Source organism: Trueperella bernardiae (genome assembly GCF_001469025.1).
In the GTDB taxonomy this organism is placed as follows: Bacteria; Actinomycetota; Actinomycetes; order Actinomycetales; family Actinomycetaceae; genus Trueperella; species Trueperella bernardiae.
On sequence record NZ_LNIZ01000004.1, the window covers coordinates 141,898 to 166,299 of the forward strand.

A 24,402-nucleotide genomic window follows, 5' to 3' on the forward strand; every position below is an offset into this window, starting at 1 on the left:
CTGGCCGGCTGGCGGCAGGGACGCCTCAGGTGGCGCGACCGCCGCTGGCCGGTGCCCCGCCCGCAGGAGGCCTGGCCCGGCCGCCGGCAAGCTAGACCACGTAGTCCAGGTTCTCGTCGAAGGCCCGGTCCTGCTTGGTGCGATCGGACATCTTCACCCAATCCCGCTCGGCCTCACCCACGTACACCTGGCGCGGGCGGCCGATCTTCTGGGCCGGGTCGAGCACGAGCTCGCGGTACTGCGCGATCCAGCCGGGCAGGCGGCCGAGGGCGAACAGCGGGGTAAACATCTTCGTGGGGAAGCCCATCGCCTTGTACAGCAGGCCCGTGTAGAAGTCGACGTTCGGGTAGAGGTTGCGCTCCACGAAGTAGTCGTCCTCAAGCGCGGCCTGCTCGAGCTCCATCGCCATGTCGAACAGCTCCGTGTCGCCCTTGAGGCGGCCGAGGATGTCGTCGGCCAGGCCCTTGACAATCTTGGCGCGCGGGTCGTAGCTCTTGTAGACGCGGTGGCCAAAACCCATGAGCTTGACGTCGTTCGTCTTGTCCTTGACCTGCTGCACGAATTCCTTGATCGGGATACCGGCCTCGCGGATGTCGTCCAGCATGCGCAGCACCGCTTCGTTCGCGCCGCCGTGGAGCGGGCCGGACAGGGCGCCCACGCCCGCCGCCACCGAGGCGTAGATCGAGGCGCGCGAAGAGCCGACCAGCCGCACGGTGGACGTCGAGCAGTTCTGCTCGTGGTCCGCGTGCAGGATAAACAGTTTGTCCAGCGCGTTGACGATCGTGGGATCCACGTCGTGCGTCTGGTAGGGCAGCCCGAAGGTCATGCGCAGGAAGTCCTCCGTGTAGGACTTCGAGGCGTCCGGGTAGATGAGCGGCAGGCCGGTGGCACGCTTGGAGATAAACGCGATCATCGTGGGCACCTTCGCCAGCAGGAGGATGGAGGCCAGGTCGCGCTGTTCGGCGTCGTTCGGATCGAGCGTGTTCTCATAGTAGGTGCCCAGGCCCGCAATGCCGGCCTGCAGGATCGACATCGGGTGGCCTGACGACGGGAACGCCGTGAAGAAGCTACGGAAGTCCTCGTGCAGGAGGGTGTGCTTCTTGATGCGGCGCGTGAAGGCCGCCAGCGACGCCGCGTCCGGCAGCTCGCCATAGATGAGCAGGTAGGCAGTCTCGAGGAAGGAGGCACGCTCGGCCAGCTGCTCGATGGGGTAGCCGCGGTAGCGCAGGATGCCCTGCCCGCCGTCAATGTACGTGATCTCCGATTCGCACGAGGCGGTGTTGGTGAATCCTGGGTCGAGGGTGGTGGTGCCGCTCTGGCTGAGCATCTGGCCGATCCTAAAGCCGTCATTGCCTTCGGTGGCGGTGACGCGTTCGAGTTCAAGAGTCGTTCCATCGATCGTCAATTGCGCATTGTTAGACATCGAGTCTCCTTCGCGATCCTTCCCGACCACGTTGCCGGGCAGTTAACATTCATCACACTACCCGATTGCGGAGAAAAAGTGATCCCTTAAAGTCAAGATAAATACACTAGGACCGTTTCAGCAGGTCAGAAATCCTTTCCAAGCGCTTGGCGGCTTCGTTAATTGCGAAATCGGTGGCGGTGAGCGACATGCGCACCCACCCGTCCCCGGCCTCGCCGTAGAACGTTCCGGGCGCCACCACGATCCCCAGCTGGGCGCAGGCGTCCACGATGTCCCACGACGTCGCCCCCTCGGCTCGCGCCCACAGGTACAGTCCCGCCACCGACGCCGGGTCGTTGACCAGGCCCGCCGCGTCGAGCGCCGCGAGCAGCGTTTCACGACGCCGCCCGTACACCTCGCGCTGGGCACTCACGTGTTCGCCGTCCCCGAGGGCCACGGCCATCGCATGCTGGACGGGGGCGGGCATCATGAAGCCCAGGTGCTTACGCAGCTCCACGATCGGGGCGATGATGGCCGGATCTCCCGCCATCCAGGCGGCGCGGTAGCCGGCCATGTTCGACTGCTTCGACAGGGAGTAAACCATGAGAAGGCCGCGCGGGTCGCCGCCGCACACGGAGTCGTCGAGTATGGAGGGCGCCTCGGCCACGTCCCAGCACAGCTCGGCGTAGCACTCGTCACTGGCCACGATAGCGCCGCGCTCGCGCGCCCAGGCCACGATCGCCCGCAACTGTTCCCGGGAGAGCACGTGCCCATTGGGATTTCCCGGCGAGTTCAGCCACAGCAGATCCACGGCCGGCCACGTGGACGGGTCGGCATCGGTGTCAATGAGAACGGTGGCTGCCCCCGCAAGCCGCGCCCCGACGTCGTAGGTGGGGTAAGCGACGTCCGGGAAGCCCACGCGCGCGCCCGCCCCCAGGCCCAGGAGGGAGGGCAACAGGCCCACCATCTCCTTCGAGCCGATCGTGGGCAGGACCCCCACGTCGGAGGTGATGCCACGCCGGGCCATCCACGCCCCGATCGCCTCCCGCAGCTCGGCGGTTCCGAGCACCGTGGGGTAGCCGTGGGCGTTGCTCGCTTCAGCGAGCGCCGCCTGTACCAGCGCAGGCGTGTCATCCACCGGGGTGCCGATCGTCAGGTCACACACCGGCCCCGGATACTGCGCTGCCCGATTCCGCGTGGGGACAAGCGTGTCCCACGGGAAATCGGGCAGGCTATCAGCGAAAAAAACCACAGCTAATCGTTGATGCCCTGCGGCAGGTTGGCGATCAGCGGGTGGTCCTTCTTGATCGGGCCCATCTTCGAGGCGCCGCCCGGCGAGCCGAGATCATCAAAGAACTCGACGTTCGCCTTGTAATAATCGGACCACTCCTCCGGGGTGTCGTCCTCATAGTAGATGGCCTCCACCGGGCACACCGGCTCGCAGGCGCCACAATCCACGCACTCGTCAGGGTGAATGTAGAGCATGCGCTCGCCCTCGTAGATGCAGTCCACAGGGCATTCGTCGACGCAGGCGCGATCCTTCACGTCCACGCAGGGCAAAGCGATAATGTACGTCACGCTATCCTCTTTCTCTTCCTCTTACTGCTCTCAATCCTAGTACGAAAGACGGACTCACCCGCACTTGACTGCGTGTACCGGCTGGTAGGTCCACGTGTACTGGGAATCCTCGTGGACCTCGCCGTTGAGCTTGACCACGCGGCCCACCGTCACCGTAAATCCGGGACCGCCCGCCGGCGAGGCCTCGCAGTCCCTGGCCGGGTTCGTCTTCGTCTCAGGCTGAACGTAGTTGTACGGCTGGCCCTGCCACACCTCCACGTCCCAGTAGTGGGTGGACCACAGGCGCGTGTAGACCCGGCCGTCCGCCACCCAGGCCTCCACCAGTGCGCCGTAGGGGGTGTTGTTCTTCCAGATCATCTCGATCTGCCCGCTCCACAGGGTGGACTCCAGGCCCATCGGGTAGCGGCTGAAGTACTTCGAGTGCGGCTTGTGGGCCACGTCCACCATGCCGGCCCGGTAGCCGATGTTGAAGGTGTTGGTGGACAGCTGGGACAGGCCGCCGCCCAGCGCCGTGGAGTTAAAGCCGTTGGAGACCACGCCGGAGGAGACGAAGCCGTGGGCCTCGTCGATCGGGCCGAGCGCTTCCTCAAGATTGAACTCCTCGCCGGGCTTGACGAGCGTGTTGTTGACCATGCGCGTGCCGACCACCAGGTTGGTGGTGCGCACCGAGTCGTTGGTGAGCGGCGTGGAGATTTCGGAGACGACTTCCTTGATCCCCATCTTCTCAGCCGCCTCGGTGGTGAACTTCGGCTCCTGGACCGTGACCTCGGCGACGACCGTCCGGTCCGTTCCCTGTGGCAGCGCGAGCAGCGCCGTGGCGATCTGCTCCGCATCCACCGACTCCCCGCTCTCCGACGGGGTGATCTTCGGCGCGCCATCCATGATCGCGATCGTGGCGTCCTTCGGCGTCCCGAGCACGTCGCCCACGGCCTCTTGGATCACGGCGTTGAGCTTGTCCTTATCGACGACGAGCGACGCCTTACCCTCCGCCGTCGTGACACTCATCAGGTCGGCTGTCTGGGCCGGCTGAAGTTCGACCAGCGAATCCTTGACCGTGATCGAAATCTTGTCGCTCAGCAACGGGTCCACCGAGGAGGTGGCGAAGTCCTGCATGTCCTGCGTGGAGACCTCGGGGTCCACCGTGGTGGTGGGCAGCTCGATCGGGGCGTCACCCGCCAGCCAGTTGCCCAGGATCGTCTCCCCCGCCGCGCTGGTGTCCAGCGAGCGGCCCTCCTTCGCGTCGGTCACCTGGGTGGCCGCGTCCACGATCGCCAGCTCGGCGTTGGCCGGGTCCTGCTTGAATACCTCGCCCAGGCGTGCCACCTCGGAATCGAGGGAGGCCTGGTCGGCCGTGAGGACGGCGTCGACGTTCGCGGCGCCGGAGATGTGAGCCCAGAGCCGGCGCGGGTCGAGCGAGAAGACGGTGAGCCCATGGAACGTCTTGTCATAGTCGATCTCGAGGGCGATGTTGCCGGGATTGACCGCGTCGGACTTGTCATCGCCCGCCACGCCCACCTGGCGTGGCGTGGCGAGGACGTCCTGGAGGCCGGAGGCGAGGGTTTCGCGTGCCTGGGCCTCATTCATGCCGCCCACCTGCACGCCCGAGATCGACGTGTTGGACGGGATCTTGTCTTGATAGGCGTAGGCCGCGCCCGTATAGGCGCCACCAAGCAACACCACGGTCGCCGCCACCCAGGGCCACTTGCGCCGCTTCTTCTTCACGGCCTCCCCCTCACTTTCCGCAGGCTCGCTCGCCGGTTCACCCGCCGGCACGAAGGCCGGAGCCGGGTTGGTGTCAAAGCGAGCGGTTTCTTCCGCGTCCGCGGGGCCGGCGAAGTGCTCGGTCTGCGCAAACTGCTCAGTGGCCGCAAACTGCCCGGCCTCTGTAGCGCCCATCGCCTGAGTCTGGGCCGGATCTGCCGCGCCCATCGCCTCGGTTGGCCGCTGCGCGGCCTCCATCGCCTGGGTCTCCTGCTCGGCGCCCGCCTGCTCGCCTGCCGGCTCACCGGCCGGGGTCTCTGCCGCGGTCGCGCCCGCCGAGTCGGCGCCGTTCGCCTCGTCGGTGGACTCATCGCCGAGGCGCCTGCGCCACGCGTCGACGAGGTTGTCGTCCTGGTTATCAGCCACGTTTTCTCCCTTGTTCACACCGATCTTACTAAGACACCTCCGGGTGTTGCTGAAAAGGCCGCCAACGTCACCCGCGCGGCCGCTACAGGCCCGCCTCGGCGTCGTCGACGTCGTCGGCGCCCTCGTCCCCCAGGCCACGGCGCGCCCCGTAACGGATCACGAGCGGCACAGGAAAGACCGCCGATACGGCCGCGACGAGGACCCAGGTGGACGAAACGCCGGCGCCGACCACGGCGAGCGTGTCATCGGCGGGCGGGAAGTAGACCAGCCACCCCGTCGCGGCGAATGTGCCGATGACGTAGGCCACCCAGGCCCCAAACGAGCCCCACTCCCACATGAACCACGCGCCGGCGGCCACGATCCCCGCGGCCAGCCCAACGCCCACCCACGGCATATCCAAGGGTCCGGCCGACACCACCACGGTCAGCATCCCCGTGACGAAGCCGACCACCGCGCCGACGACGCTCTTCACTTGCCCGCCTTCGCCGCGGCCTTCTTCCGCCCGGCCTCCCGCCCGCGCAGCGTCGCGGACAGCTCGACCTTGCGGATGCGCGCCGTCTCGGGCGTGACCTCGATGCACTCGTCGGCGGCGGCGAACTCGATCGCCTCCTCGAGCGTGAGGTAGCGCCGGGCCTGGAGCGTTTCGAAGACGTCGGCGGTGGAGGAGCGCATGTTCGTCATCTCCTTTGCGCGCACCACGTTCACATCCATGTCCTCGTTACGCGGGTTCTCGCCCACTACCTGGCCCTCGTAGACCTCGTCGCCCGGGTCCACGAAGAACGTGCCGCGGTCCTCGAGGCGCTGCAGGGAGAACGCTGTCACCTGGCCCTGACGGTCCGACACGAGCGAGCCGGTCTGGCGCGAGACGATCTCCCCCGCCCACGGCTTGTAGCCCTCCGAGATCGAGGTGTAGATACCCGTGCCGCGCGTGAGCGTGAGAAACTGCGTGCGGAAGCCGATAAGCCCGCGTGCCGGCACGATGAACTCCATGCGCACCCACCCCGAGCCGCGGTTCGCCATCGTCTCCAGGTGGCCCTTGCGCAGCGCCATGAGCTGGGTGACCGCGCCCAGGTACTCCTCGGGCACGTCCACCTGCGCGCGCTCCCACGGCTCGTTCACGACGCCGTCGATCACCTTGCGCACCACCTGCGGCTTGCCCACGGTCAGTTCGAAGCCCTCGCGGCGCATCGTCTCCACGAGCACGGCCAACGCCAGCTCGCCGCGGTCCTGGACCTCCCACGTGTCAGGGCGGTCGGTGGGCAGCACGCGGATCGACACGTTGCCCACGAGCTCCTGGGTGAGCCGGTCGCGGATCTGGCGGGCCGTCAGCTTGTGGCCAGCCACGCGGCCGGCCAGCGGGGAGGTGTTCGTGCCGATCGTCATGGAAATCGCCGGATCATCAATGTGGATCGGCGGGCGCGGGCGCGGGTCCTCCATGTCCACCAGCGTCTCACCGATCGTGATGTTGGCAATCCCCGCGATGGCCACGATGTCACCCGGGCCGGCGCTCGGGGCCGGCTGGCGCTCGAGGCCCTTCGTACGCAGGAGCTCAGTGATGTGGACGCGCTCGATCGGCGAATCCGGGCCGTCGGCCAAGCCCACCCAGGCGCCCTTCTTCAGCTCGCCGGAAAACACGCGCACGAGCGCCAAACGGCCGAGGAACGGCGAGGCGTCCAGGTTGGTCACCTGCGCAACGAGCGGGGCCGCCGGGTCATACGTGGGCGCGGGCACGTGCTGCAAAATGGCGCGGAAGAGCGGCTCGAGGTTGGGCGAGTCCGGCAGGGCGCCGTCGTCGGGCTGGGTCAGCGACGCGCGGCCGGCCTTCGCGGCGGCGTAAACCACGGGGATCTCCAGGATCGCCTCGAGGTCGAGTGCAGTGCCCTCACTTTCGACGTCGGCGGCGAGGTTGAGCAGCAGCTCCTGGGTTTCCTGGACCACCTCGGATATGCGGGCGTCGGGGCGGTCGACCTTGTTGATGACCGGGATGACGGGCAGGCCGGCCTCGAGCGCCTTGCGCAGCACGAAGCGGGTCTGCGGCAGCGGGCCCTCGGACGAATCGACGAGGAGCACCACGCCGTCCACCATCGACAGCCCGCGCTCGACCTCGCCGGAGAAGTCCGCGTGCCCGGGGGTGTCGATGACGTTGATGGTCAGCCCCTCGGGCGCGCCGAACTCGGCCGCGGACGGGCCCACGTAGGAGATGGCCGTGTTCTTAGCCAGGATCGTGATGCCCTTCTCGCGCTCGATGTCGCCCGAGTCCATCACGCGTTCGCCGGTGGACTCCACCGTGGCATGCGGGTCAAAGACGCCACCCTGCCAGAGCATGGCGTCCACCAGGGTGGTCTTGCCGTGGTCGACATGGGCCACGATCGCGACGTTGCGCAGATCGTTGCGAACGGTGAGGGTCATAGGAATCCTTCAGGTAGAAAGCCAACGTCTCATCCTAAACCCGGCCCGCCGCACCGGCGTAGAGCGGCCGGCCAAATGCGAGCGAAAGTACACGGGCCCGCCCGGCAGCGCCCAGCGGAGCGTGAGAGAATACCGGCATGACTGTGATCCTGCGCGGTAAAACCCGCACCTACGCCTACCTCCTCTACGCCCTCGCCGCCATCTCCCTGGTGGGCTCGGCGGTCCACGGCGGGGTGGCCGAGCTGCTGTGGGCCGTGCCGATCGCCGCCGTCCTCGCCGCCTTCGGCTGGGTGGTCTTCCACAACCCACGCCTCGAGGTGGGGCCCGGCGGCCTGCGCGTGGTCAACATTATCCGCGAACACCTGATCCCCTGGTCCGACCTGGCGCTCGCCGAAAACCGCTGGGGCCTCTACCTCTACAACCGGGCTGACCGCAAGATCAGCGTGTGGGGCGTGCCCTCGAACGTGGGCCTGTTCAACAACTCCTGGCGCGACCGCAAGAAGGCCTACGAGGATCCGGACATTGTGTGGGAGGACTCCGGCACGCTCTCCCGCACCGTCTCCACCGGCTTCGCCGCGGACCTCATCATGGTCCGCCACGGCAACATCACCCGCAACGCCCAGCTACGCGCCAGCCTCAAGCCCGCGCAATACTGGCCCGATCAGACGGTGACGAAGTTCCAGCCCCTGCCGGTCATCGTGCTCGGCGTGGCGCTCGCCGGAGCGGGTCTGGCAATCGCGGGCACCCGCTAGTCCTGTTGCCAGGCTTCCCACAGTGAGGCGTACTCCCCGCCCCTAGCCACCAGCTCGTCGTGCGAGCCGAGCTCGGCTACCTCGCCGTCGATCATGACAGCCACGCGGTCGGCGTCGTAGGCCGTGTAAAGGCGGTGGGCGATCGAGATCACCGTGCGGCCCTCGAGCAGGCGCAGCAGCGACTGTTCGGCCGAGCGCGCCACCGTAGGGTCGAGCAGCGAGGTCGCCTCGTCGAGGATGAGCACGTCAGGGTCGAGTAGCACAATGCGCGCCAGGGCCAGCTGCTGGGCCTGCGACGGCGCCAGCTCCTTCTCCCCCGAACCCACGCGGGTCTGAAGGCCCTTCTCCAAGCGCTCCACCCACGTGGCGTCAACGGTGGCGAGCGCCGCGAGCAGCTCGGCGTCGGTGGCATCCTCCTTGGCAAAGCGCAGGTTGTCGGCGATCGTGCCCACGAACACGTGATTTTCCTGGGTGACGAGCGCGATGGTCTGATGCAAGAGCGCCTCGGGCAGCGCCGTGACCTCCACCCCGCCCACGCGGATCGAGCCACACCCCGGCGGGTTGACCGCGGCGATGAGGCGGCCGAGGGTCGACTTGCCCGCGCCCGACGGGCCGACGATCGCCAGCCGTTCACCCGGGGCAACCTCGAGGCTGACGTCGCGCAACACGGGCCGGCCGTCGCGATAGCTGAACGAGACGCCCTCCACACTGACCGCGGAACTGGCCGGGACGGCGTCGCCGGCAACCCTGTCCGCCTCAACCTCGGCCACGCCGAAGATACGGGCGAGCGCGACGGCGGCGAACTGTAGCTCGTCGAACCACCAGGCGAGCTCATCCAGCGGCACACGCAGCTGCTGGGCATACAGTGTGACGGCGATGACCGCACCCACCGTCACATACCCCAGGCCCACCAGCCAGGCCCCCCACAGGATCGAGATGACCATCGGGGCGTAAAGCACCGCAAGCAAGGAGATGACCAGGTAGGAGCGCATGAGCCCCGAGTAGCGCTCGTTGTCCCAGTACTCGCGCAGGAGCACGGAGGTGCGGCGGATGCGCACCTCACTCATCGCCAGCGAATCGACCGTGGCGGACTGCTCCACGGTTTCCGTGATGTCACCCGAGACCTCGGCGTTGAGCGCGGAGGCCGCCAGGTACACGGCGATCGTACGGCGCAAATACTTGCGTACCACGAAGTACATCGGAACAAAACTCAGGAGCACCACAAAGCCGACCCGCCACTCCACCAGGAACGCCGCCACCACCGTGACGACCACCTGGAAGGACAGCACCATGATGCGCGATACCCCTTGGCGAATGATGAACTCCACCCGGTTGACGTCGGCGGTGGTGCGCCCCAGCAGGTCGCCCGTGCCGGCCGCCTCGACCGTGGACAGCGGCAAGTGCATGACGGCCTCCACCAGCCGCACGCGCAACTCGTGGAACACCTTCTGCCCCAGCACGCGACTACGGAAGTCGGCGAACCATGTGGCGACCACGTTGGCCAGCATTGAGATCGCGATCGCTACCACATACGTGCGGATCACCGCTGCCTGTGCCCCGCCCGCGAGCGCGTCGAAGGAGCGCCCGATGATCCATGGAGTGATGACGGCGGCCACGGCCACCACGATCTGCGTGGCGATGACCAGCAGAAATTCGTCCTTGTAGGCGGCGAAGAGTTCGAGCATCTTCGCCCCGACCGTCCGGTTTGTTGCAATGGGTAGTTTCATCGGGCCTCCCGGTGCACGACGTCGAAGTAGCGCGGATCGTCCAGCAGCTCGGCGTGCGTGCCGCGGGCGAGCTCGGCGCCGTCGGCACCAAGGAAGATGACCTCGTCCGCCTCACCGAGCACGATGGGCGAGGTGGTGACGACGGCGGTGGTGCGGCCCTCCCGCGCGGCGCGCAAGCGCTGGGCGATGCGGGACTCGGTGTGGGAGTCGACAGCGGAAGTCGGCTCCACGAGCAGGAGGATGGGCGCCTCGGTGAGCACCGCCCGAGCCAGTGCCACGCGCTGGCGTTGGCCTCCCGAGAGCGAGCGGCCGCGCTCGGCCACGTAGCCGTCCAGCCCCTCCTCCAGGCTGTCAACGATGTCGGCGGCGTCGGCGGTGATCATGGCGAGCATGAGCTCGCGCACCCCGATCGCCACCGGGTTGTCCTTGTGGTCGCGGTGGGCAACCCCCGAGCCGTCGCCCGTGTCGGCCATCTGGCGGCCCACCTCGCGTGGGAGCGGCCAGGCAGCGTTGTTCGCCTCCAGGTTCGAGCGCAGCCGGCCCTGAAAGAGTTGGGCGATCGCGTCCGAGAGCACGATCGCGCTACGGACCTCGGCCAGCGGGAAGGCCGTCAGCGGGATGGAATCCTCGCCCTCCCAGCGGGCGGTGACGGGGGCGGCGTCGTCGGTGCGGGCCAGACGCTCGAGGAGCTCGGCCGAGACCTCGGGCGCGGAGCACACGAGCGCCGTGTTGAGGCCGGGCTTGATCTCCACACCCGTCGCCTCGTCCCGCAGGTGGGCGCACGACCAGTCTGCGCCGGCGCGGGCCGGCTGGGCGGCGGCGTCGGACGTGAGGGGCTCAATCGCCATCACCTTCGCCACCCGCCCGGCGCAGACGCGGGCGTCGGTGTACGTTTGCAGGAAGCCGAGCACCATCCAGATCGGAGCGCCCATGAACATCGAATACCCGTAGAAGGATACGAGCTGGCCGTGCGTCATCGCGCCCGAATAGACCTCCCACAGGCCGCCGCCCACGATGAGGACGGTGAAGCCGTACGGCACCGCGGCCGACAACGCGTTGAGGAAGGACTGCAGGGCGGCGGCACGAATCCCCGTCTCGCGCACCTTCTCCGACTGGCGCGTGTAACGCCCGATGTAAATATCCTCCCCGCCCACGCCGCGCAGCACACGCAGGCCGACCACGGCATCCGAGGCCAGGGTGGTGAGCTTGCCCCTCTCCTCGCGCTGGGCGTCAAGGCGGCGCTGGAGCGGGTTGATGAACACCAGCATGATCCCGATCGCCACCGGCACCCCGATCACCACCACAAGCCCTAGTGGCACGCTAATGCGGAGCATGAGGGCGGCGGTCAGCACAAAGGAGAAGATTGCAGCCGTCACGTCGGCAACCATGTAGGAAAAAGCGCCAAGCTTCTGGGCGTCGGTGGTGACGGCCGTGACCATCTCCCCCGACGGGATCGCTGCGCGCCCTCCTCCGCGCACGCCCGCGATCCGCTCCACCATCTTCAACGACCAGCCCACATGCGCGCGCAACTCTGTCACCATGAGCACGGGCTCGGCAGCCGCGCCGATCATCCGTACCGCCATCGCGGCAAAAATGAGGGCGACCCCTGGGAGTAGGGACGTGGTCAGGCCGCGCTCGATGCCGGAGTCCAACGCCCGCCCCAGCGCCCAGGAGATGAACACCCCGCCGCCGTACGCCGCCATCGACAGGAGCGTGGCAAGCGCCAACACCTGCCAGTTCGCGCGAAGGGTAGAACGAAGCAGGCGGCCCGGGTCCATCTCCGGAACCGCGGACATCTCGAAGGAGGCCGGCCAGCGCTTCGGCTGCGGCCCAACCTCGAACCGGCGCTGATTAATTGCGCGGGAGGCGCGCTGAGAAGAAACGTGTTTTGCCATAGCTTTCGCAATTCCACACCGTCATCGGTCAAGTGTCAAACGCAGTCTCACGTGACAATATGCGGGAGGGCCGCCCCTTCCGGGACGGCCCTCCGTGTTCGTGTGCTATAGCCGAGAGATTACTTGGTGTAGCCGATGTTCTCGGTCAGCAGGGTCTCGAACGTGGTCGAACCGTAGTTCGCCAGGTTCGAGGGGATTGCCGTGATGTTCGCGCGGTAGTACAGCGGGAGAACCATGACTTCGTCCCAGATCACCTTATCGGCTTCGTTGGTGAGCTCGCGGCGCTTGTCGACGTCGGTCTCAGCAGCGATCTGCGGGATCAGCTCGTCAACCTTGTCAACCTTGAGGCCGGCGAAGTTCGAGTTCACGAGGTTGCCCTCATCATCGAACGGGTTGCCGTAGATCTGGCCGACGTTCGCCATCGGGTACGGGGTGCCGTTCCACGCGAAGGAGGTCGCATCGTACTCGCCACCAATGACGTGCTTGAAGAAGTTCTGCCCCTCAACATCCTGGTAGGTCACCTTGATGCCGATGTCCTTCATCATCTCCATGAGCATGGCGCCCTCGTTCTCATTCGCGGCGTTACCCGGAATGCGCAGGTAACGGAAGCCAAGCTCCTGGCCGTCCTTCTCGTAGTAGCCCGAGGTTTCATTCATGGTGTAACCGGCGTCCTCGAGGAGGGCGGTGGCCGCCTCCGGGTCGAAGCCGACCGAGTTGTCCTGGTAGCCAGCCTGGTTCGGCATGAAGAAGTGGTTGCCCAGGTTCAGATCGTAATCCTGCGAGGGCAGGCCAGACAGGTCGGAAGCGGCAATGTCCTTGGTGTCAATGCCGAGCTGGATCGCCTGGCGAACCGCCTTGTCCTGGAGCGCACCCGCGCGGGAGTTGAAGGTGAAGTGACGCCACTGAACCGAGGACGACATCGTGATCTGAGCGTCGGGGCGGTTCTGTGCCGTCTCGTAGGAGGCGGCGTCAACAATGAAGTTGATCGCGTCGATCTCACCGTTCGCGAAGCCGGAGGCCGTGGCCTGCTGGTTCAGCGAGGAGAAGGTCACAGTCTCAAGCTTCGGAGTCGAGCCCCACCACTCAGGGTTGCGCTCAAGGGTAAGGACCTTCTGGGCGGCGTTCGAGTTCGCCACGCGGAACGGGCCGGCGAAGAACTTGTTCGCCTCGACCGGGTCAACCCAGCCAGTGTTGAAGGTCTCCGGATCGGAGATACCAGCCGCGGGCTGAACCGTGGAGAAGTTCGCCGACCAGTCCGGGTACTCCTCCGAGTACTTGGCGATGACTTGCTGCGGGGAGTCGCCAGCCTCGATCGACTTGATCTGGGTCCAGCCATCAGAGGACGGGCAGCTGATGCCCTCGACCTGGCCCGAGCAGGCCTTCCACAGCGCCTCGTAGTCGGCGGCGGTGATGGGCGTGCCGTCATTCCACTTGGAATCCGGGTTGAGGTTCAGGGTGATGACCATGGCGTTCTCGCCGTCGCCCTTAAGGTTCGCGTCATAGGACTCGAGGTAGGCCGGGTTGACGTCGAAGCCACCGTTCTCGTCGAAAATCCAGTTCACCGGGGCGATGAACGAGGAGATGGTGGAGGAGACGTCAACGGTATTGCCGTCAACGTGGCTTGGGTTGAACTGCTCCGGGTAGGCGTCAGAGATCGCGAGGCGGAGCGTACCGCCGTCGGCGAGCTCGGCCGGATCAACCTTGTTGTAGTCCGACGCCGGCAGCACCTTCTCGTCGCTACCCTTGCCCGGGTCGCCACCCGAGCCGCCGTTCGAACCACCAGACGAGCAGGCGCTCAGCGTGAGCGCGCCAGCGGCAACCAGTGCAATGCCTGCCTTCTTCATTCGCATAAAATGTCCTCCTTCAGGACTCGCCTTTCGCCGGACGTGCGAAAGTTCATGGAGCCAGATTAGTCCATAATCTCGACATCGTGAAAACCTCTCCCCATCCGTTACCGAAGCGTTATCTACTTTTCGGTCAAGAAATGTCTATTGCCGCCGGTCAAAAGGGTGGGCCCGCGATCGACGATCGCGGGCCCACCCCTACCTGGAACGGTTAGAAAACATTGAGCTGGCGCGGGTAGTAGCACGCCACGTCGTGATCTGCACCCATGGTGGAGAACTCGGGGTGAGCCCCCTGGCAGACCTGCTTCTCCCCCTCCATCAGCGTCTCAAAGACTGGACAACGGGTGACGAAGCGGCACCCCTTGGGCGGGTTCGCCGGCGACGGCAGGTCGCCCTTGAGCAGGATGCGGTGGCGACTGCGCTCCTTTGCCGGATCCGGAATCGGGATCGCGGAGAGCAGGGCCTGGGTGTAGGGATGACGCGGCGCCTCGAAGACGGCGTCGACATCGCCAACCTCCACGAGCTTGCCCAAATACATGACGGCCACGCGGTCGGCGATATGGCGGATGACCGACAGGTCGTGAGCCACGAACAGGTAGGACAGGTTGAGCTTGGCGCGCAGTTCGTCCAGCAGGTTGATGACGCCGGCCTGGATCGACACGTCGAGTGCCGAGACGGGCTCATCCAGCACCAGCAGCTTGGGCTGGACCGCAAGCGCGCGGGCGATGCCGATGCGCTGGCGCTGGCCGCCGGAGAAGTTGCGCGGGTAGCGGTTGACGTGCGCGGGCTCGAGGCCCACCATGTCCATCAGTTCCTTCACCCGCGGCTCGATGTCGGCCTTATTCCAGCCGGCATACTTCAGCGGTTCAGCAATGATGTCGAAGACCGGCATGCGCGGGTCAAGGGAGGCCATCGGGTCCTGGAAGACCACTTGGAGGTCATTGCGCACGCGCTTGCGGTCCGCGCGCGTCATGTCCGCCGTGTTCTCCCCGAGCACCACGATCTTGCCCTCGATCGGCTTGACCAGGTTGAGGACCTCCATGAGGGTGGTCGTCTTACCCGAGCCGGACTCGCCCACGAGGCCCAGGGTCTCCCCCGCACGGATGTCGAGGGAAATGCCGTCCACCGCGTGGACCGTGCCCACGCGCCGGCGGAACACCGAGCCCTTCATGAGCGGGAAGTGCTTCTTCATGTCCTCCAGGCGCAGCACCTCTTCGCGCTCGTTGCGCGGCGTTCCATCGAACGGCGGAATGACGGGGGCGGGCTTGGGGTAAATATCCGAGTAGCGCTTCGATTCGTCGCGGATCTCCTCGCGGCGGATGCAGGCCACGTCGTGCGGGATGTCCGGGGTGTCAGACTTGACCGGCTCGAGCGTGGGTTCCCCGTCCAGGCAGGCTTCCACGGCCACCGGGCAGCGGGCGGCAAAAGGGCAGCCGGTCTGTTCGTACAGCATCGACGGCGGGTTGCCTTCGACGACGGCGAGCTGGCTGTCCTTCTTCGAATCGAGCCGCGGCAGGGAGCCGAGCAGGCCGATCGTGTAGGGCATGGCGGAGTGGTAGAAGATCTCGTCCACCGCGCCACGCTCCACGATGCGCCCGGCGTACATGACCGCCACCTTGTCGGCGATGCCGGCTACCACGCCCAGGTCGTGGGTGATCATGATGACCGCGGCGCCCGTCTCCTTCTGGGCGCGGCGCAGAACGTCGAGGATCTGGGCCTGGATGGTCACGTCGAGTGCCGTGGTCGGTTCGTCGGCGATGATGAGGTCCGGTTTGTTGGCGATCGCCATGGCGATCATGGCACGCTGGCGCATTCCGCCGGAGAACTCATGCGGGAAGGACTTGACCCGGATCTCGGGGTTCGGGATGCCCACGATGCTCAGCAGCTCTACCGCGCGGGCCTGGGCGTCCTTCTCCGAGATCTTCTTGTCATGCGACTGGAGTGCCTCGATGATCTGATCGCCGATCGTGTAGACCGGGGTCAGGGCCGAAAGCGGGTCCTGGAAGACCATGGCGATGTTCTTGCCGCGGATCTTCGACAGGTAGGAATCGGACTTGCCCAGGATCTCGGTGCCGTGGATCTTGACCGATCCCTCCACGTCCGCCGCCGGATCGAGCAGACCCATGATCGACATGGAGGTCACGGACTTACCCGATCCAGATTCGCCCACGATGCCGAGCACCTCGCCCGAGTTCACGGTGAGGTTGACTCCGCGCACGGCGTGCACCACGCCATCCTCGGAAGGGAAGCGGACGTTGAGGCCCGACACCTCCACCACCGGCACGCCGGGCGTGGGGGTGGGCAACGAACGATCGTCGGTAGTTTCACTCACGTTGGTCTCTTTCGTAGATGTCACGCCTTACCACCCCCGGACTTCGACGACGGGTCGAGCGCGTCGCGCAGACCGTCACCGATGAAGTTCACCGATGCCAGCATCACGACGAGCGCCACGGCCGGCGGCAGGAACAGCCACGGGTGTGTGATCGCCGACGCCTGGCCGGCGCCGATGAGCGAGCCGAGGGAGACCTGCGGGTCCTTGATGCCGAAGCCGAAGTAGGACAGGGAGGTCTCGGACAGCACTGCGGTGGCCACGCCGAGCGTGAAGTCGATGATGAGTAGCGAGGAGATGTTAGGCAGGATGTGGCGCACGATGATCGTGCCGGAGGGCACGGACATGAACTTCGCGGCGTGGACGTAGTCAAGGTTCTTCACCGACATCGTCAGCGACCGCACCACGCGCGCCGTCAGCATCCAGCCGAATCCTGCCAGCAACAGGATGAAGATGAACACGCCCTTGTTCTCCGCGCCGAAGCGGTTGGAGATGATGGCGATCATGAGGAAGGACGGGATGACCAGCATGAGGTCAATGAACCAGGTGGCGGCCTTGTCCACCCAGCCGCCGAAGTAAGCGGCGGCCGATCCGAAGAGGGCCGCCCATCCGGTCTGGATGAGCGCCACGGCGAAGCCGATGATGATCGACTTGCGCAGGCCCTCGAGCGTCATCGCGAACATGTCGCGCCCGCGGCGGTCGGTACCGAAGAGGTGCTCCGCGCTCGGGCCCTCGAGGTAGTGCCCGCGGTCGCGTTCGAGGTAGCTCCACTCCGTCAGGTGCGGGCCAATGATGGCCACGAGCAAGACGATGACGAGGCCGATGATGCCGACGACGGCCGTCTTGTTACGCCAGAAGCGGCGCAGGACGATCTGCCGGCGCGAGTAGCGCTTGGTGGAAGCCAGGCGCTCGGCATTCTGCTGGGCGAGCTTGGTGCGCACGGCGCCGAGCTGTGCGGCATCCGCCATCGGGGAAATCTGTTCGGGCAACACTACTTCAGTGGTGTGATCGAGATGCTCCATTAGTTCACCCTCACTCGTGGATCGACTGCTGCGATCAGGACGTCGGACAGGAAAGCGCCGGTGAGTGTGGCAACACCGGAGAAGGCGACCACGGCCGCGGTTCCGTTGATGTCCTGCGCCTGGATGGTCTTCACACCGTAGATGCCCATGCCCTCCCAGCCGAAGACCTGCTCGGTGATGGCGGCGCCCAGCACGAGGCCGGTGATGCCAAAGGCGAAGTAGGTAGCAATCGGGATGAGGGAGGTGCGCAGGGCGTGGCGGCGCACGGCGGTGCCGAAGCGCAGGCCCTTGGCGCGGGCGGTGCGCACGTAGTCGGCACCGAGGGTGTCAAGCATGAGGTTGCGCTGGTAGCGCGAATAAGTGGCGAGGCCGCCCAGCGAGATCGCGATCGTGGGCAGCAGCAGATGCGTGAGGCGATCTTGCAGGTTGGGCCAGAATTCCGCGGGTGGCACGGCTGACTGTGGCCCGAGGAATTGGAAGAAGGTTGAATCGAAGGTGTTGTTGAACCACACGGCACTCATCTGCAGGCCGATGGCGATAACCATGGCGGGGGTGGAGATGATGATCATGGCGATGATGGTGACGATGCGGTCACCCACCGAGTACTGGTGCACGGCCGCCCATGCGCCGATCGCCACGCCGCCGACGATGCCAATGAAGAAGCCGAGGAAGACCAGTTGCAAGGAGAGCAGGATGCGGTTGGCGACCTGGTCGTTGACCGATTCGCCCAGCGGGGAGAAGCCCCAGTCCCAGTGCCCGAAGACCATTCCGAGCCAGTCGACGTAGCGGCTCCAGATCGGCTCGAGCGGGTTGATGTTCCACGCGTTAAGGCGGGTGTCAACTGCCGCCACGACCTCCGCGTACGAACTGTTGGCCATCTTGGTCAGTTCGTTCTCGATGAGCATCGAGCGCGGATCCAACTGTGTGCCCGCCAAGAAGTAGGCGATAGTGACGGCTACGAACAGTAGAACTACGTAGTTCAGCAACCGTCGGATCAGATACTTAGTCATGCGAGGCCTTCTCGTAAGTGACGCCCTCCGCCTCGCTTGGACGATGGGCGTCAATTCTTCACTTATGGTCAGGGAGTCTATACCCAAGCATTGATCTAATCACGTTTAGAGGTGTCCCGCCCCTCAAATTCAGTTCAAAATCACGCTAGGGAATGCCCTCGGAGTGGCAAAGCCGACCTCGAGTCGATAACTGACCACTTCCAAACTAGGCTGAATCCGTGCAGATCGTCAACGTACTTCATCGCGGCCCAGTCGATTACATGACCGTTGACCGTCTCCAGCGCTATATTCACGGCGAGGTGGCGGCTTTGCGGATGCCGGATACCTTTATTGTGTGGGAGGCCCAGCCCACCTACACGGCCGGCCGGCGCACGGAGGACAAGGACATCCCGGACACGTCCGTGCCGGTGATCCGGATGGATCGGGGCGGATCGGTCACCTATCACGGCCCGGGCCAGCTTGTGGTCTACCCCATCGTCAAGGTCCGCCCGCCGAAGGACGTAGTCGCGTTCGTGCGCAACACGGAGCGGGCGATCATGGGGGCGCTTGCCGAGTACGGCATCGACTCGGTCCAGGTGGAGGGCCGGTCCGGGGTGTGGATCTGCGCGCCCGGCGCGATCGATCGGAAGGTGTGCGCGATCGGCATCAAGTTCGCTGACGACGCCACGATGCACGGCCTCGCCCTCAACGTCACCACCAACCTGGAGGACTTCACGCGGGTCATCCCCTGCGGCCTTGCCGACGCCGGGGTCACCTCGCTTGCCGAGCTGGGACATCCCACCACGCTCGACGACGCCGCAGTCACCCTCTTGCCTCACCTCGCGCGGGCCTACCAGCAGTTTGCGCTGCGCCCGTCGGAGGAGCTGGAGGTCGCGGACACGGAGGCGATCATCACCCAGATGGGCGACTTCCACCCCACCCCGCACGCGGATACCGGCTCGGCCTGGCATCCCCGCCACTAGGCGGCCCGGCTTACAATGACGACGTACGTTTAAAGGAGAACACGTGAGCCTCAGCATCGACCAGCGAAATCCCGAGGGGCGCAAGTTGCTGCGCATCGAAGAGCGCAACGCCGAGACACCGATCGAATCGAAACCGGAGTGGATCAAGACCACCGCCACCGTGGGCAAGGAATACACCGACATGCGCAACCGCGTGGACGGCGCCGGCCTACACACGGTGTGCAAGGAGGCCAACTGCCCCAACATCTACGAGTGTTGGGAGGACCGCGAGGCCTCCTTCCTCATCGGCGGTGACATCTGCACCCGCCGCTGCGACTTCTGCTTTATTAAGACGGGCAGGCCCACCGAGTACGACGTCGACGAGCCGCGCCGCGTGGCGGAGAGCGTGCGCGAGATGCAGCTCAACTACGCCACGATCACGGGCGTCACCCGCGATGACCTGGAGGACGGCGCCTCCTGGCTGTACGCGGAGACGTGCCGCAAGATCCACGAGCTGTGCCCGAACACGGGCGTGGAGCTCCTGATCGACGACATGCGCGGCGGCGCCCCGGCCCTCCAGCGGGTCTTCGATTCGCGCCCCGAGGTGCTAGCCCACAACCTGGAGACCGTGCCGCGCATCTTTAAGAAGATCCGCCCGGCTTTCCGCTACGAGCGCTCGCTCGACCTGATCACGTTCGCCTCGGAGAACGAGCTGATCACGAAGTCGAACCTCATCCTCGGCATGGGCGAGACCCACGACGAGGTGCTGGCGACCATGGCCGACCTGCGCGAGGCCGGCTGCGACATCCTCACCATCACCCAATACCTGCGCCCCTCCAAGTTGCACCACCCGATCGACCGCTGGGTTAAGCCCGCGGAGTTCGTGGAGCTGTCGAAGATCGGCTACGAGATGGGCTTTGCCGGGATCATGGCCGGTCCGCTCGTGCGCTCCTCTTACCGTTCGGGCTCGTTGTGGTCGCGGGCGATGAAGCACAAGGGTTGGGAGATCCCCGAGAACCTGCGCGCGATCGCCGGCGCGGACGACAAGCCGCTGTTTGCCCGCCAGGAGGCGGCCGCCGTCGTCGCCCGCCACGGCTGACCGCGCGGCCGCGCAACCGCCGGGTCAGAACATCGCCACGAGGGCGTTGCGGTCGGCCTTGCCGTTGCCGTTGATCGGTAGCGCGTCCACCACGATGAGCTTGCGCGGCACCTTGAAGCGTGCCAGGCGCGAGCCCACATGGCGCTGGACGTCCTCGAGGGTGGGGGCCGCATGCCCGGCCTGCATGACCACCGCGGCCGACACCGTCTCTCCCCACTTCTCGTCCGGCGTGCCCACGACCGCACAGTCGGAGATGCCCTCCATCTGGGCCAGCACCGCCTGGATCTCCTCGGCCTGAATGTTGACTCCGCCGGAGTTGATGACGTTGTGCAGGCGCCCGGTCACCGACATGAAGCCGTCCTCGTCGAGGCGCACCAGGTCTCCTGTGTGGAGCCAGCCGGACCGGAAGGACTGCGCGGTTTGAAGCGGGTCGTGCCAGTAGCCGTTCACGACGCTCGGGCCCCGGACCACCAGCTCGCCCTCGGTCGTGTCGTTGCCGTCGGCGTCGACAATGCGGGCCTCCACGTGCGCGAAGGGCCGCCCGATAGAGCCGGGCCGTTCGGCCAGGTGTTCGGCCGGCAGGTACGCGCCGGAGGCTCCCATCTCGGTCATCCCCCACACGTTAAGCGGTTTGAGGCCGGCGTCCATGAGGCGGGCCAGTAACGCCGGCGGCACCATGCCCCCGCCGATGAGTGGCAGGCGCCAGTGGCTGAGGTCGCGCACGGGGAAGCTCGGGTGGTCGAGGAGGGCGGCGTAGATGGTCGGCACGCCGAACATCATCGTCACCTGGTGTTCTTCGAGCAGGTCGAGCACGACGCCGGGGTTGAAGTCGCGCACCAGCACCACCTTCCCGCCGTGCGAGAACAGATCGAGGGTGGTGCCATTGAAGCCGCCGATGTGGGTCATCGGCGCGACAGTCAGCACCGAGTCCAGGTTGGAGTACTCGAAGCCCTCGCGGAAGTTGCGACTGGCCCACCACAGCTGTTCATGGGTGAGTTCCACCGCCTTGGGCATGCCCGCCGAGGCCGAGGTAAAGAGCATCGCGGCCGGCCCCTCCGGGTACTGGCGGGAGTTCAGCGCCGTGGAGCCGTCCTTGATAGTGGTGATGAACTTGCCGTTCTGGGCCTCCATCGCCGCGCCGATCCCGATGAAGCCGTTGGAGATGGCGGTGGAGACGGAGGCGGCGTCATCGTCGACCACCAGGTGGAGCAGCGTGCCGGTGGACGTGAAGATGCCCAGGTCCGCGAGCGCCGCTTCGAGCACCACCACACGCGGGCCGCAAAAGTCCACGATTGCCTGGTGGTCGGCGCGGGTGAGGCGCGCGGAGACGGGCACGAAGATGGCGCCCAGCCGCGCGCACGCCACATGCAGGAGCAGGTGGTAGGGCGAGTTGCGGGAGATGAGCATGACCCGGTCACCCTCGGAGACACCGGCGGCGGCGAGCATTTGCGCGAGCTGGCGGGTGCGGACGGCAGCCTCGACCACCGTTATCTCCGCACTCCCGTAAACGATGGAGGTGCGCTGGGGGTGGGCGCGGGCCGCGCGGTCGAGGGCGTGGGCGGCGTTGTAGTTCGGTTTCTTAAGCACCGGCGAAGTATCCTCGCAAAATCGCGGTCATGGCCTCGATGTCGGCCGGCGAGGAGATCTCGCGCGCCGAATGCATCGACAGCAGCGGCACGCCCACGTCCACCGTGAGCACTCCCAACCGGGTGGCGGTGAGCGGGCCGATCGTGGAGCCGCAGGGCACGTCGTTGTTGGAGACGAACTGCTGGGTGGCCACCCCTTCGGCGGCGGCCGCGCGTAGCCACAGCGCGGTGCCCTCGGCCTCGGTTGCGTAGCGTTGGTTGGCGTTGACCTTGAGCAGCGGGCCGCCCCCGAGCACGGGGTGGTGGTCCGGGTCGTGCAGGCCCGCCTTGTTCGGGCTGATGGAGTGGCCGGCGTCGGCGGAGATGCACGTGGAGTTGGCGATCATCCGGGCAAAACGCTCGTCCCCCACGGCGTCGAGCTCGAGGCTGGCGGCAATGCGGCGGAGCGTATTTTCGAGGAAGGGCCCGGCCGCGCCGGTGTAGGTGGACGAGCCGACCTCCTCGTGGTCGAAGGCCACGAAGATCGCCACGTCCTCGCCCTCCGCCACCGCGGCCTGCACGCCGGGATCGAGGAAGGCCGAGAGCGAGGTGAAGACCGAGGAAAGGTTGTCCTGGCGGCCAGCGGAGAAGAAGGCATCCCCGCTCGGCCCGCCGTAGACCGCGGGCTCCTGCACGTCGTAGGCGAAGAGGTCAAAGGCCGCGGCGCGCTCTGGGTCCACCCCGGCCAGCTCGCAGATGTAGGGCAGCAGCTCCGCCTCCCCGATTGCCCAGATTGGCTTGTAATCGACCTGGCGGGAGAGCTTGAGGTTATCGTTGACCGAGCGGTCCAGGTGCGGGGCCAGCTGCGGGATGGTCATGATGGCGGGCGTGCGCACCAGGTGCACGGTGCCGTCCAGTTCGGTCACAACGCCGGCCAGGCCCAGGTCCCGATTCAGCCAGGAGTTGAGCAGCCCGCCGCCGTAGACCTCCACGTTGACCTGCCCAAACCCGTGGGCCTGGCTGGAGGGGGCAGGCTTGACCTTGAAACTCGGGGAGTCGGTGTGGGAACCGACGATCCGGAAGCCCGAATCCGGGCCGACCTTTCCCACGCACCACGCGATGACGGCCCCGCCGCGCACGAGGAAGCCCTTGCGCTCCCCCACCCACGCCGCCTGTTCATCCTGGCGGGCATACCCGGCCTCCCCCAGGCGCCGGGCGATCTCAGCCGCGGCGTGGAACGAGCTCGGGGACGCACTAATGAAAGCTGCATAATCCTGGATCAACGTAGACATGCCGCCATTGTACGTGGTGGCAGGCCACCGCCCCGAGTTTTTCCGCCACGGAATGAAGAACGCGGGCTACCTAGCGCTCCTGGGCGGCGAGCGCGCCGAGGAGGAAGACCCAGGCGTCGCGGTCGGGGCGGATGAGGTCCAGGTGGTCGGCTCCCTCCACCACGGCCAGGTTGAATGGCTCGGCGCGCAACTCGCGCGAGCGGTCCACCGGCACCAGCGCGTCGTCGACCCCGTGAATGATGTCCACCGAGAGTTCGCGGGCGCGGAAGCGCGCCGGGCCCACCTGGTAATAGGTAAAGAGCGGGTCGTAGACGGCGTAGCGATCCGGGACCTCCTCTGGCAGTCCGCCGATCCAGCGAGCCGTGGTGCCGCCGTCATCGGCTTCGTGCACATCGCGCGCCAGGTCGAGGATCGGGGCGAGGAGGATGGCGGAGCACACGGCCGTTTCCGGCGCGAGTGCCACGTTCATCGCAAAGGTGCCACCGACGTCGTGACCCACCCAGATCGCCTGGCCGAGCACCGGATGCATGCCGAGCGTGGTGTAGTCGGCCGCGGCGAGTTCGGGGCGGGCGTCCACGCGGCGATAGTCGACCAGGCCCACACAGTAGCCGGCGCGGGCGAGCGCGCGGGCGGCCGGGCGGGTGGCGGCAAGGGCGTGGTGGAACAGGGCGCCGTGGACGAGGCAGACGGGCCGGCCTGCCGGATCGCCATACCACTCGATGACCTGGTTCGGCGCCTCCCCGTAGGACTCCACACGGTCAGGTCGGATCGGCAAGGTTCGAAGCCATTGCACGGCCCGCTCTTCCCCGAGGGAGAGCCCGGGTGGTTGAACATCCATCGACTAGTTGCTTTCGGCACCCATGTCGTTGACGAAGGCGCGCTGGGTGGGCGTCTCCACCGCGTGGGGATCGTAGTTAGTCTTGACGAAATCGATCGCGGCGTGCGGGTCCATGCCATCGAGCACGCCCATGATGGCGAGCGCGGTGCCCGTGCGGCCCACACCTCCAGCGCACACGATCTCCACCTTCTCGTTTTCCGCGCGCTCCCACGCCTCACGCAGCACCTCGTGCGCCTGGGCGGGGCGGCGCGGCAGGCGGAGGTCCGGCCAGTCGATGAGAATGGTTTCGGTTGCCGACGTCACCACGCCGGGGTGGCCGAAGCGCGAGCCGACGCCGGTGGTGAGAATGACGCACAGGTCAGCCGGCTCCTCGGTGGCCTTGCGCCACGAGCGGCCGCGAACCCGGCGTCCGGACGGGAATTCCACGACGCCGTGGGACATCGCCCAGTGCTTGACTGCGCTCCCTTGTATCATCGTGCTCCCTCGGTTGATTGATGATTTCACCGTACCAACCGAGGCGTAGATTCCGAAAAGCTTTCCTCGCGAAAAGGGCACATCTAGCCCAAGATCAC

19 protein-coding genes are annotated in these 24,402 nt (G+C 66.4%); 3 read left to right on the top strand and 16 right to left on the bottom strand.

The annotated features are described in order from the left end of the window. Positions 1–91: 91 nt before the first annotated feature. The 6 genes from AQZ59_RS05445 to typA form a co-directional block, all read right to left on the bottom strand. Entirely contained in the window at positions 92–1,423 is a 1,332-nt protein-coding gene (locus AQZ59_RS05445) for a citrate synthase (protein ID WP_062613659.1), read from the bottom strand. 106 nt (positions 1,424–1,529) lie between these two features. Next, positions 1,530–2,654 carry a succinyldiaminopimelate transaminase gene (gene dapC / locus AQZ59_RS05450; RefSeq protein ID WP_062613660.1) on the bottom strand — a complete coding sequence of 375 codons (1,125 nt, stop codon included), beginning with the start codon at positions 2,652–2,654 and terminating at the stop codon, positions 1,530–1,532. A 2-nt stretch (positions 2,655–2,656) separates the two neighbouring features. Then, entirely contained in the window at positions 2,657–2,980 is a 324-nt protein-coding gene (gene fdxA / locus AQZ59_RS05455; RefSeq protein WP_062613661.1) for a ferredoxin, read from the bottom strand. A 54-nt stretch (positions 2,981–3,034) separates the two neighbouring features. Beyond that, positions 3,035–5,107, bottom strand: a complete 2,073-nt coding sequence (locus AQZ59_RS05460; protein WP_143602036.1) for a VanW family protein — start codon at positions 5,105–5,107, stop codon at positions 3,035–3,037. 82 nt (positions 5,108–5,189) lie between these two features. Then, positions 5,190–5,579 (bottom strand): hypothetical protein, encoded by a 390-nt coding sequence (locus AQZ59_RS05465; protein WP_062613663.1) that lies wholly within the window; start codon positions 5,577–5,579, stop codon positions 5,190–5,192. Next, a complete protein-coding gene (gene typA / locus AQZ59_RS05470; RefSeq protein WP_062613664.1) occupies positions 5,576–7,516 on the bottom strand; it encodes a translational GTPase TypA in 1,941 nt (646 codons plus the stop codon). The genes AQZ59_RS05465 and typA overlap by 4 nt, the downstream gene beginning before the upstream one ends. Before the next feature lie 137 nt (positions 7,517–7,653). On the opposite strand from typA, the gene AQZ59_RS05475 reads away from it, so the two are divergent. After that, complete coding sequence (locus AQZ59_RS05475; protein ID WP_062613665.1) at positions 7,654–8,268, top strand: PH domain-containing protein; 615 nt, start codon at positions 7,654–7,656, stop codon at positions 8,266–8,268. Here AQZ59_RS05475 and AQZ59_RS05480 read toward each other — a convergent pair. The 6 genes from AQZ59_RS05480 to AQZ59_RS05505 all read right to left on the bottom strand — a co-directional run bounded on the left by AQZ59_RS05480 (position 8,265) and on the right by AQZ59_RS05505 (position 18,095). Next, entirely contained in the window at positions 8,265–9,995 is a 1,731-nt protein-coding gene (locus AQZ59_RS05480; protein ID WP_068538794.1) for an ABC transporter ATP-binding protein, read from the bottom strand. The two genes, AQZ59_RS05475 and AQZ59_RS05480, sit on opposite strands and share 4 nt — an antisense overlap. Then, a complete protein-coding gene (locus AQZ59_RS09675) occupies positions 9,992–11,890 on the bottom strand; it encodes an ABC transporter transmembrane domain-containing protein (RefSeq protein ID WP_062613667.1) in 1,899 nt (632 codons plus the stop codon). The genes AQZ59_RS05480 and AQZ59_RS09675 overlap by 4 nt, the downstream gene beginning before the upstream one ends. Before the next feature lie 119 nt (positions 11,891–12,009). Next, positions 12,010–13,740, bottom strand: coding sequence for an ABC transporter family substrate-binding protein (locus AQZ59_RS05490; RefSeq protein WP_082661180.1), 1,731 nt, complete (start codon positions 13,738–13,740; stop codon positions 12,010–12,012). A 205-nt stretch (positions 13,741–13,945) separates the two neighbouring features. Beyond that, on the bottom strand, positions 13,946–16,066 hold the full coding sequence (locus AQZ59_RS05495; protein ID WP_101923747.1) for a dipeptide ABC transporter ATP-binding protein: 2,121 nt from the start codon (positions 16,064–16,066) through the stop codon (positions 13,946–13,948). A gap of 20 nt (positions 16,067–16,086) precedes the next feature. Further along, the gene (locus AQZ59_RS05500; protein WP_082661181.1) at positions 16,087–17,085 is read right to left on the bottom strand and encodes an ABC transporter permease; all 999 of its coding nucleotides are present in this window, start codon (positions 17,083–17,085) and stop codon (positions 16,087–16,089) included. Then, positions 17,085–18,095: an ABC transporter permease gene (locus tag AQZ59_RS05505; RefSeq protein WP_062613670.1), complete on the bottom strand. Its 1,011-nt coding sequence runs from the start codon at positions 18,093–18,095 to the stop codon at positions 17,085–17,087. Before AQZ59_RS05505 ends, AQZ59_RS05500 begins: the two co-directional genes overlap by 1 nt. Before the next feature lie 218 nt (positions 18,096–18,313). Here AQZ59_RS05505 and lipB point away from each other — a divergent pair, with 218 nt between their 5' ends. Together lipB and lipA are read left to right on the top strand one after the other, a co-directional pair. After that, complete coding sequence (gene lipB, locus AQZ59_RS05510; protein ID WP_062613671.1) at positions 18,314–19,057, top strand: lipoyl(octanoyl) transferase LipB; 744 nt, start codon at positions 18,314–18,316, stop codon at positions 19,055–19,057. A gap of 43 nt (positions 19,058–19,100) precedes the next feature. Beyond that, entirely contained in the window at positions 19,101–20,135 is a 1,035-nt protein-coding gene (gene lipA / locus AQZ59_RS05515) for a lipoyl synthase (RefSeq protein WP_062613672.1), read from the top strand. 24 nt (positions 20,136–20,159) lie between these two features. Here the strand turns inward: lipA and AQZ59_RS05520 are convergent, their stop codons facing one another. The 4 genes from AQZ59_RS05520 to AQZ59_RS05535 form a co-directional block, all read right to left on the bottom strand. Beyond that, positions 20,160–21,722, bottom strand: coding sequence for a class I adenylate-forming enzyme family protein (locus AQZ59_RS05520; RefSeq protein ID WP_062613673.1), 1,563 nt, complete (start codon positions 21,720–21,722; stop codon positions 20,160–20,162). Continuing rightward, positions 21,715–22,992: a M18 family aminopeptidase gene (locus AQZ59_RS05525; RefSeq protein WP_062613674.1), complete on the bottom strand. Its 1,278-nt coding sequence runs from the start codon at positions 22,990–22,992 to the stop codon at positions 21,715–21,717. Before AQZ59_RS05525 ends, AQZ59_RS05520 begins: the two co-directional genes overlap by 8 nt. 70 nt (positions 22,993–23,062) lie before the next feature. After that, a complete protein-coding gene (locus AQZ59_RS05530) occupies positions 23,063–23,785 on the bottom strand; it encodes an alpha/beta hydrolase family protein (RefSeq protein WP_152994724.1) in 723 nt (240 codons plus the stop codon). Between the two features lie 48 nt (positions 23,786–23,833). Then, positions 23,834–24,304, bottom strand: a complete 471-nt coding sequence (locus tag AQZ59_RS05535; RefSeq protein ID WP_201783158.1) for a protein-tyrosine phosphatase family protein — start codon at positions 24,302–24,304, stop codon at positions 23,834–23,836. Positions 24,305–24,402: the final 98 nt, after the last annotated feature.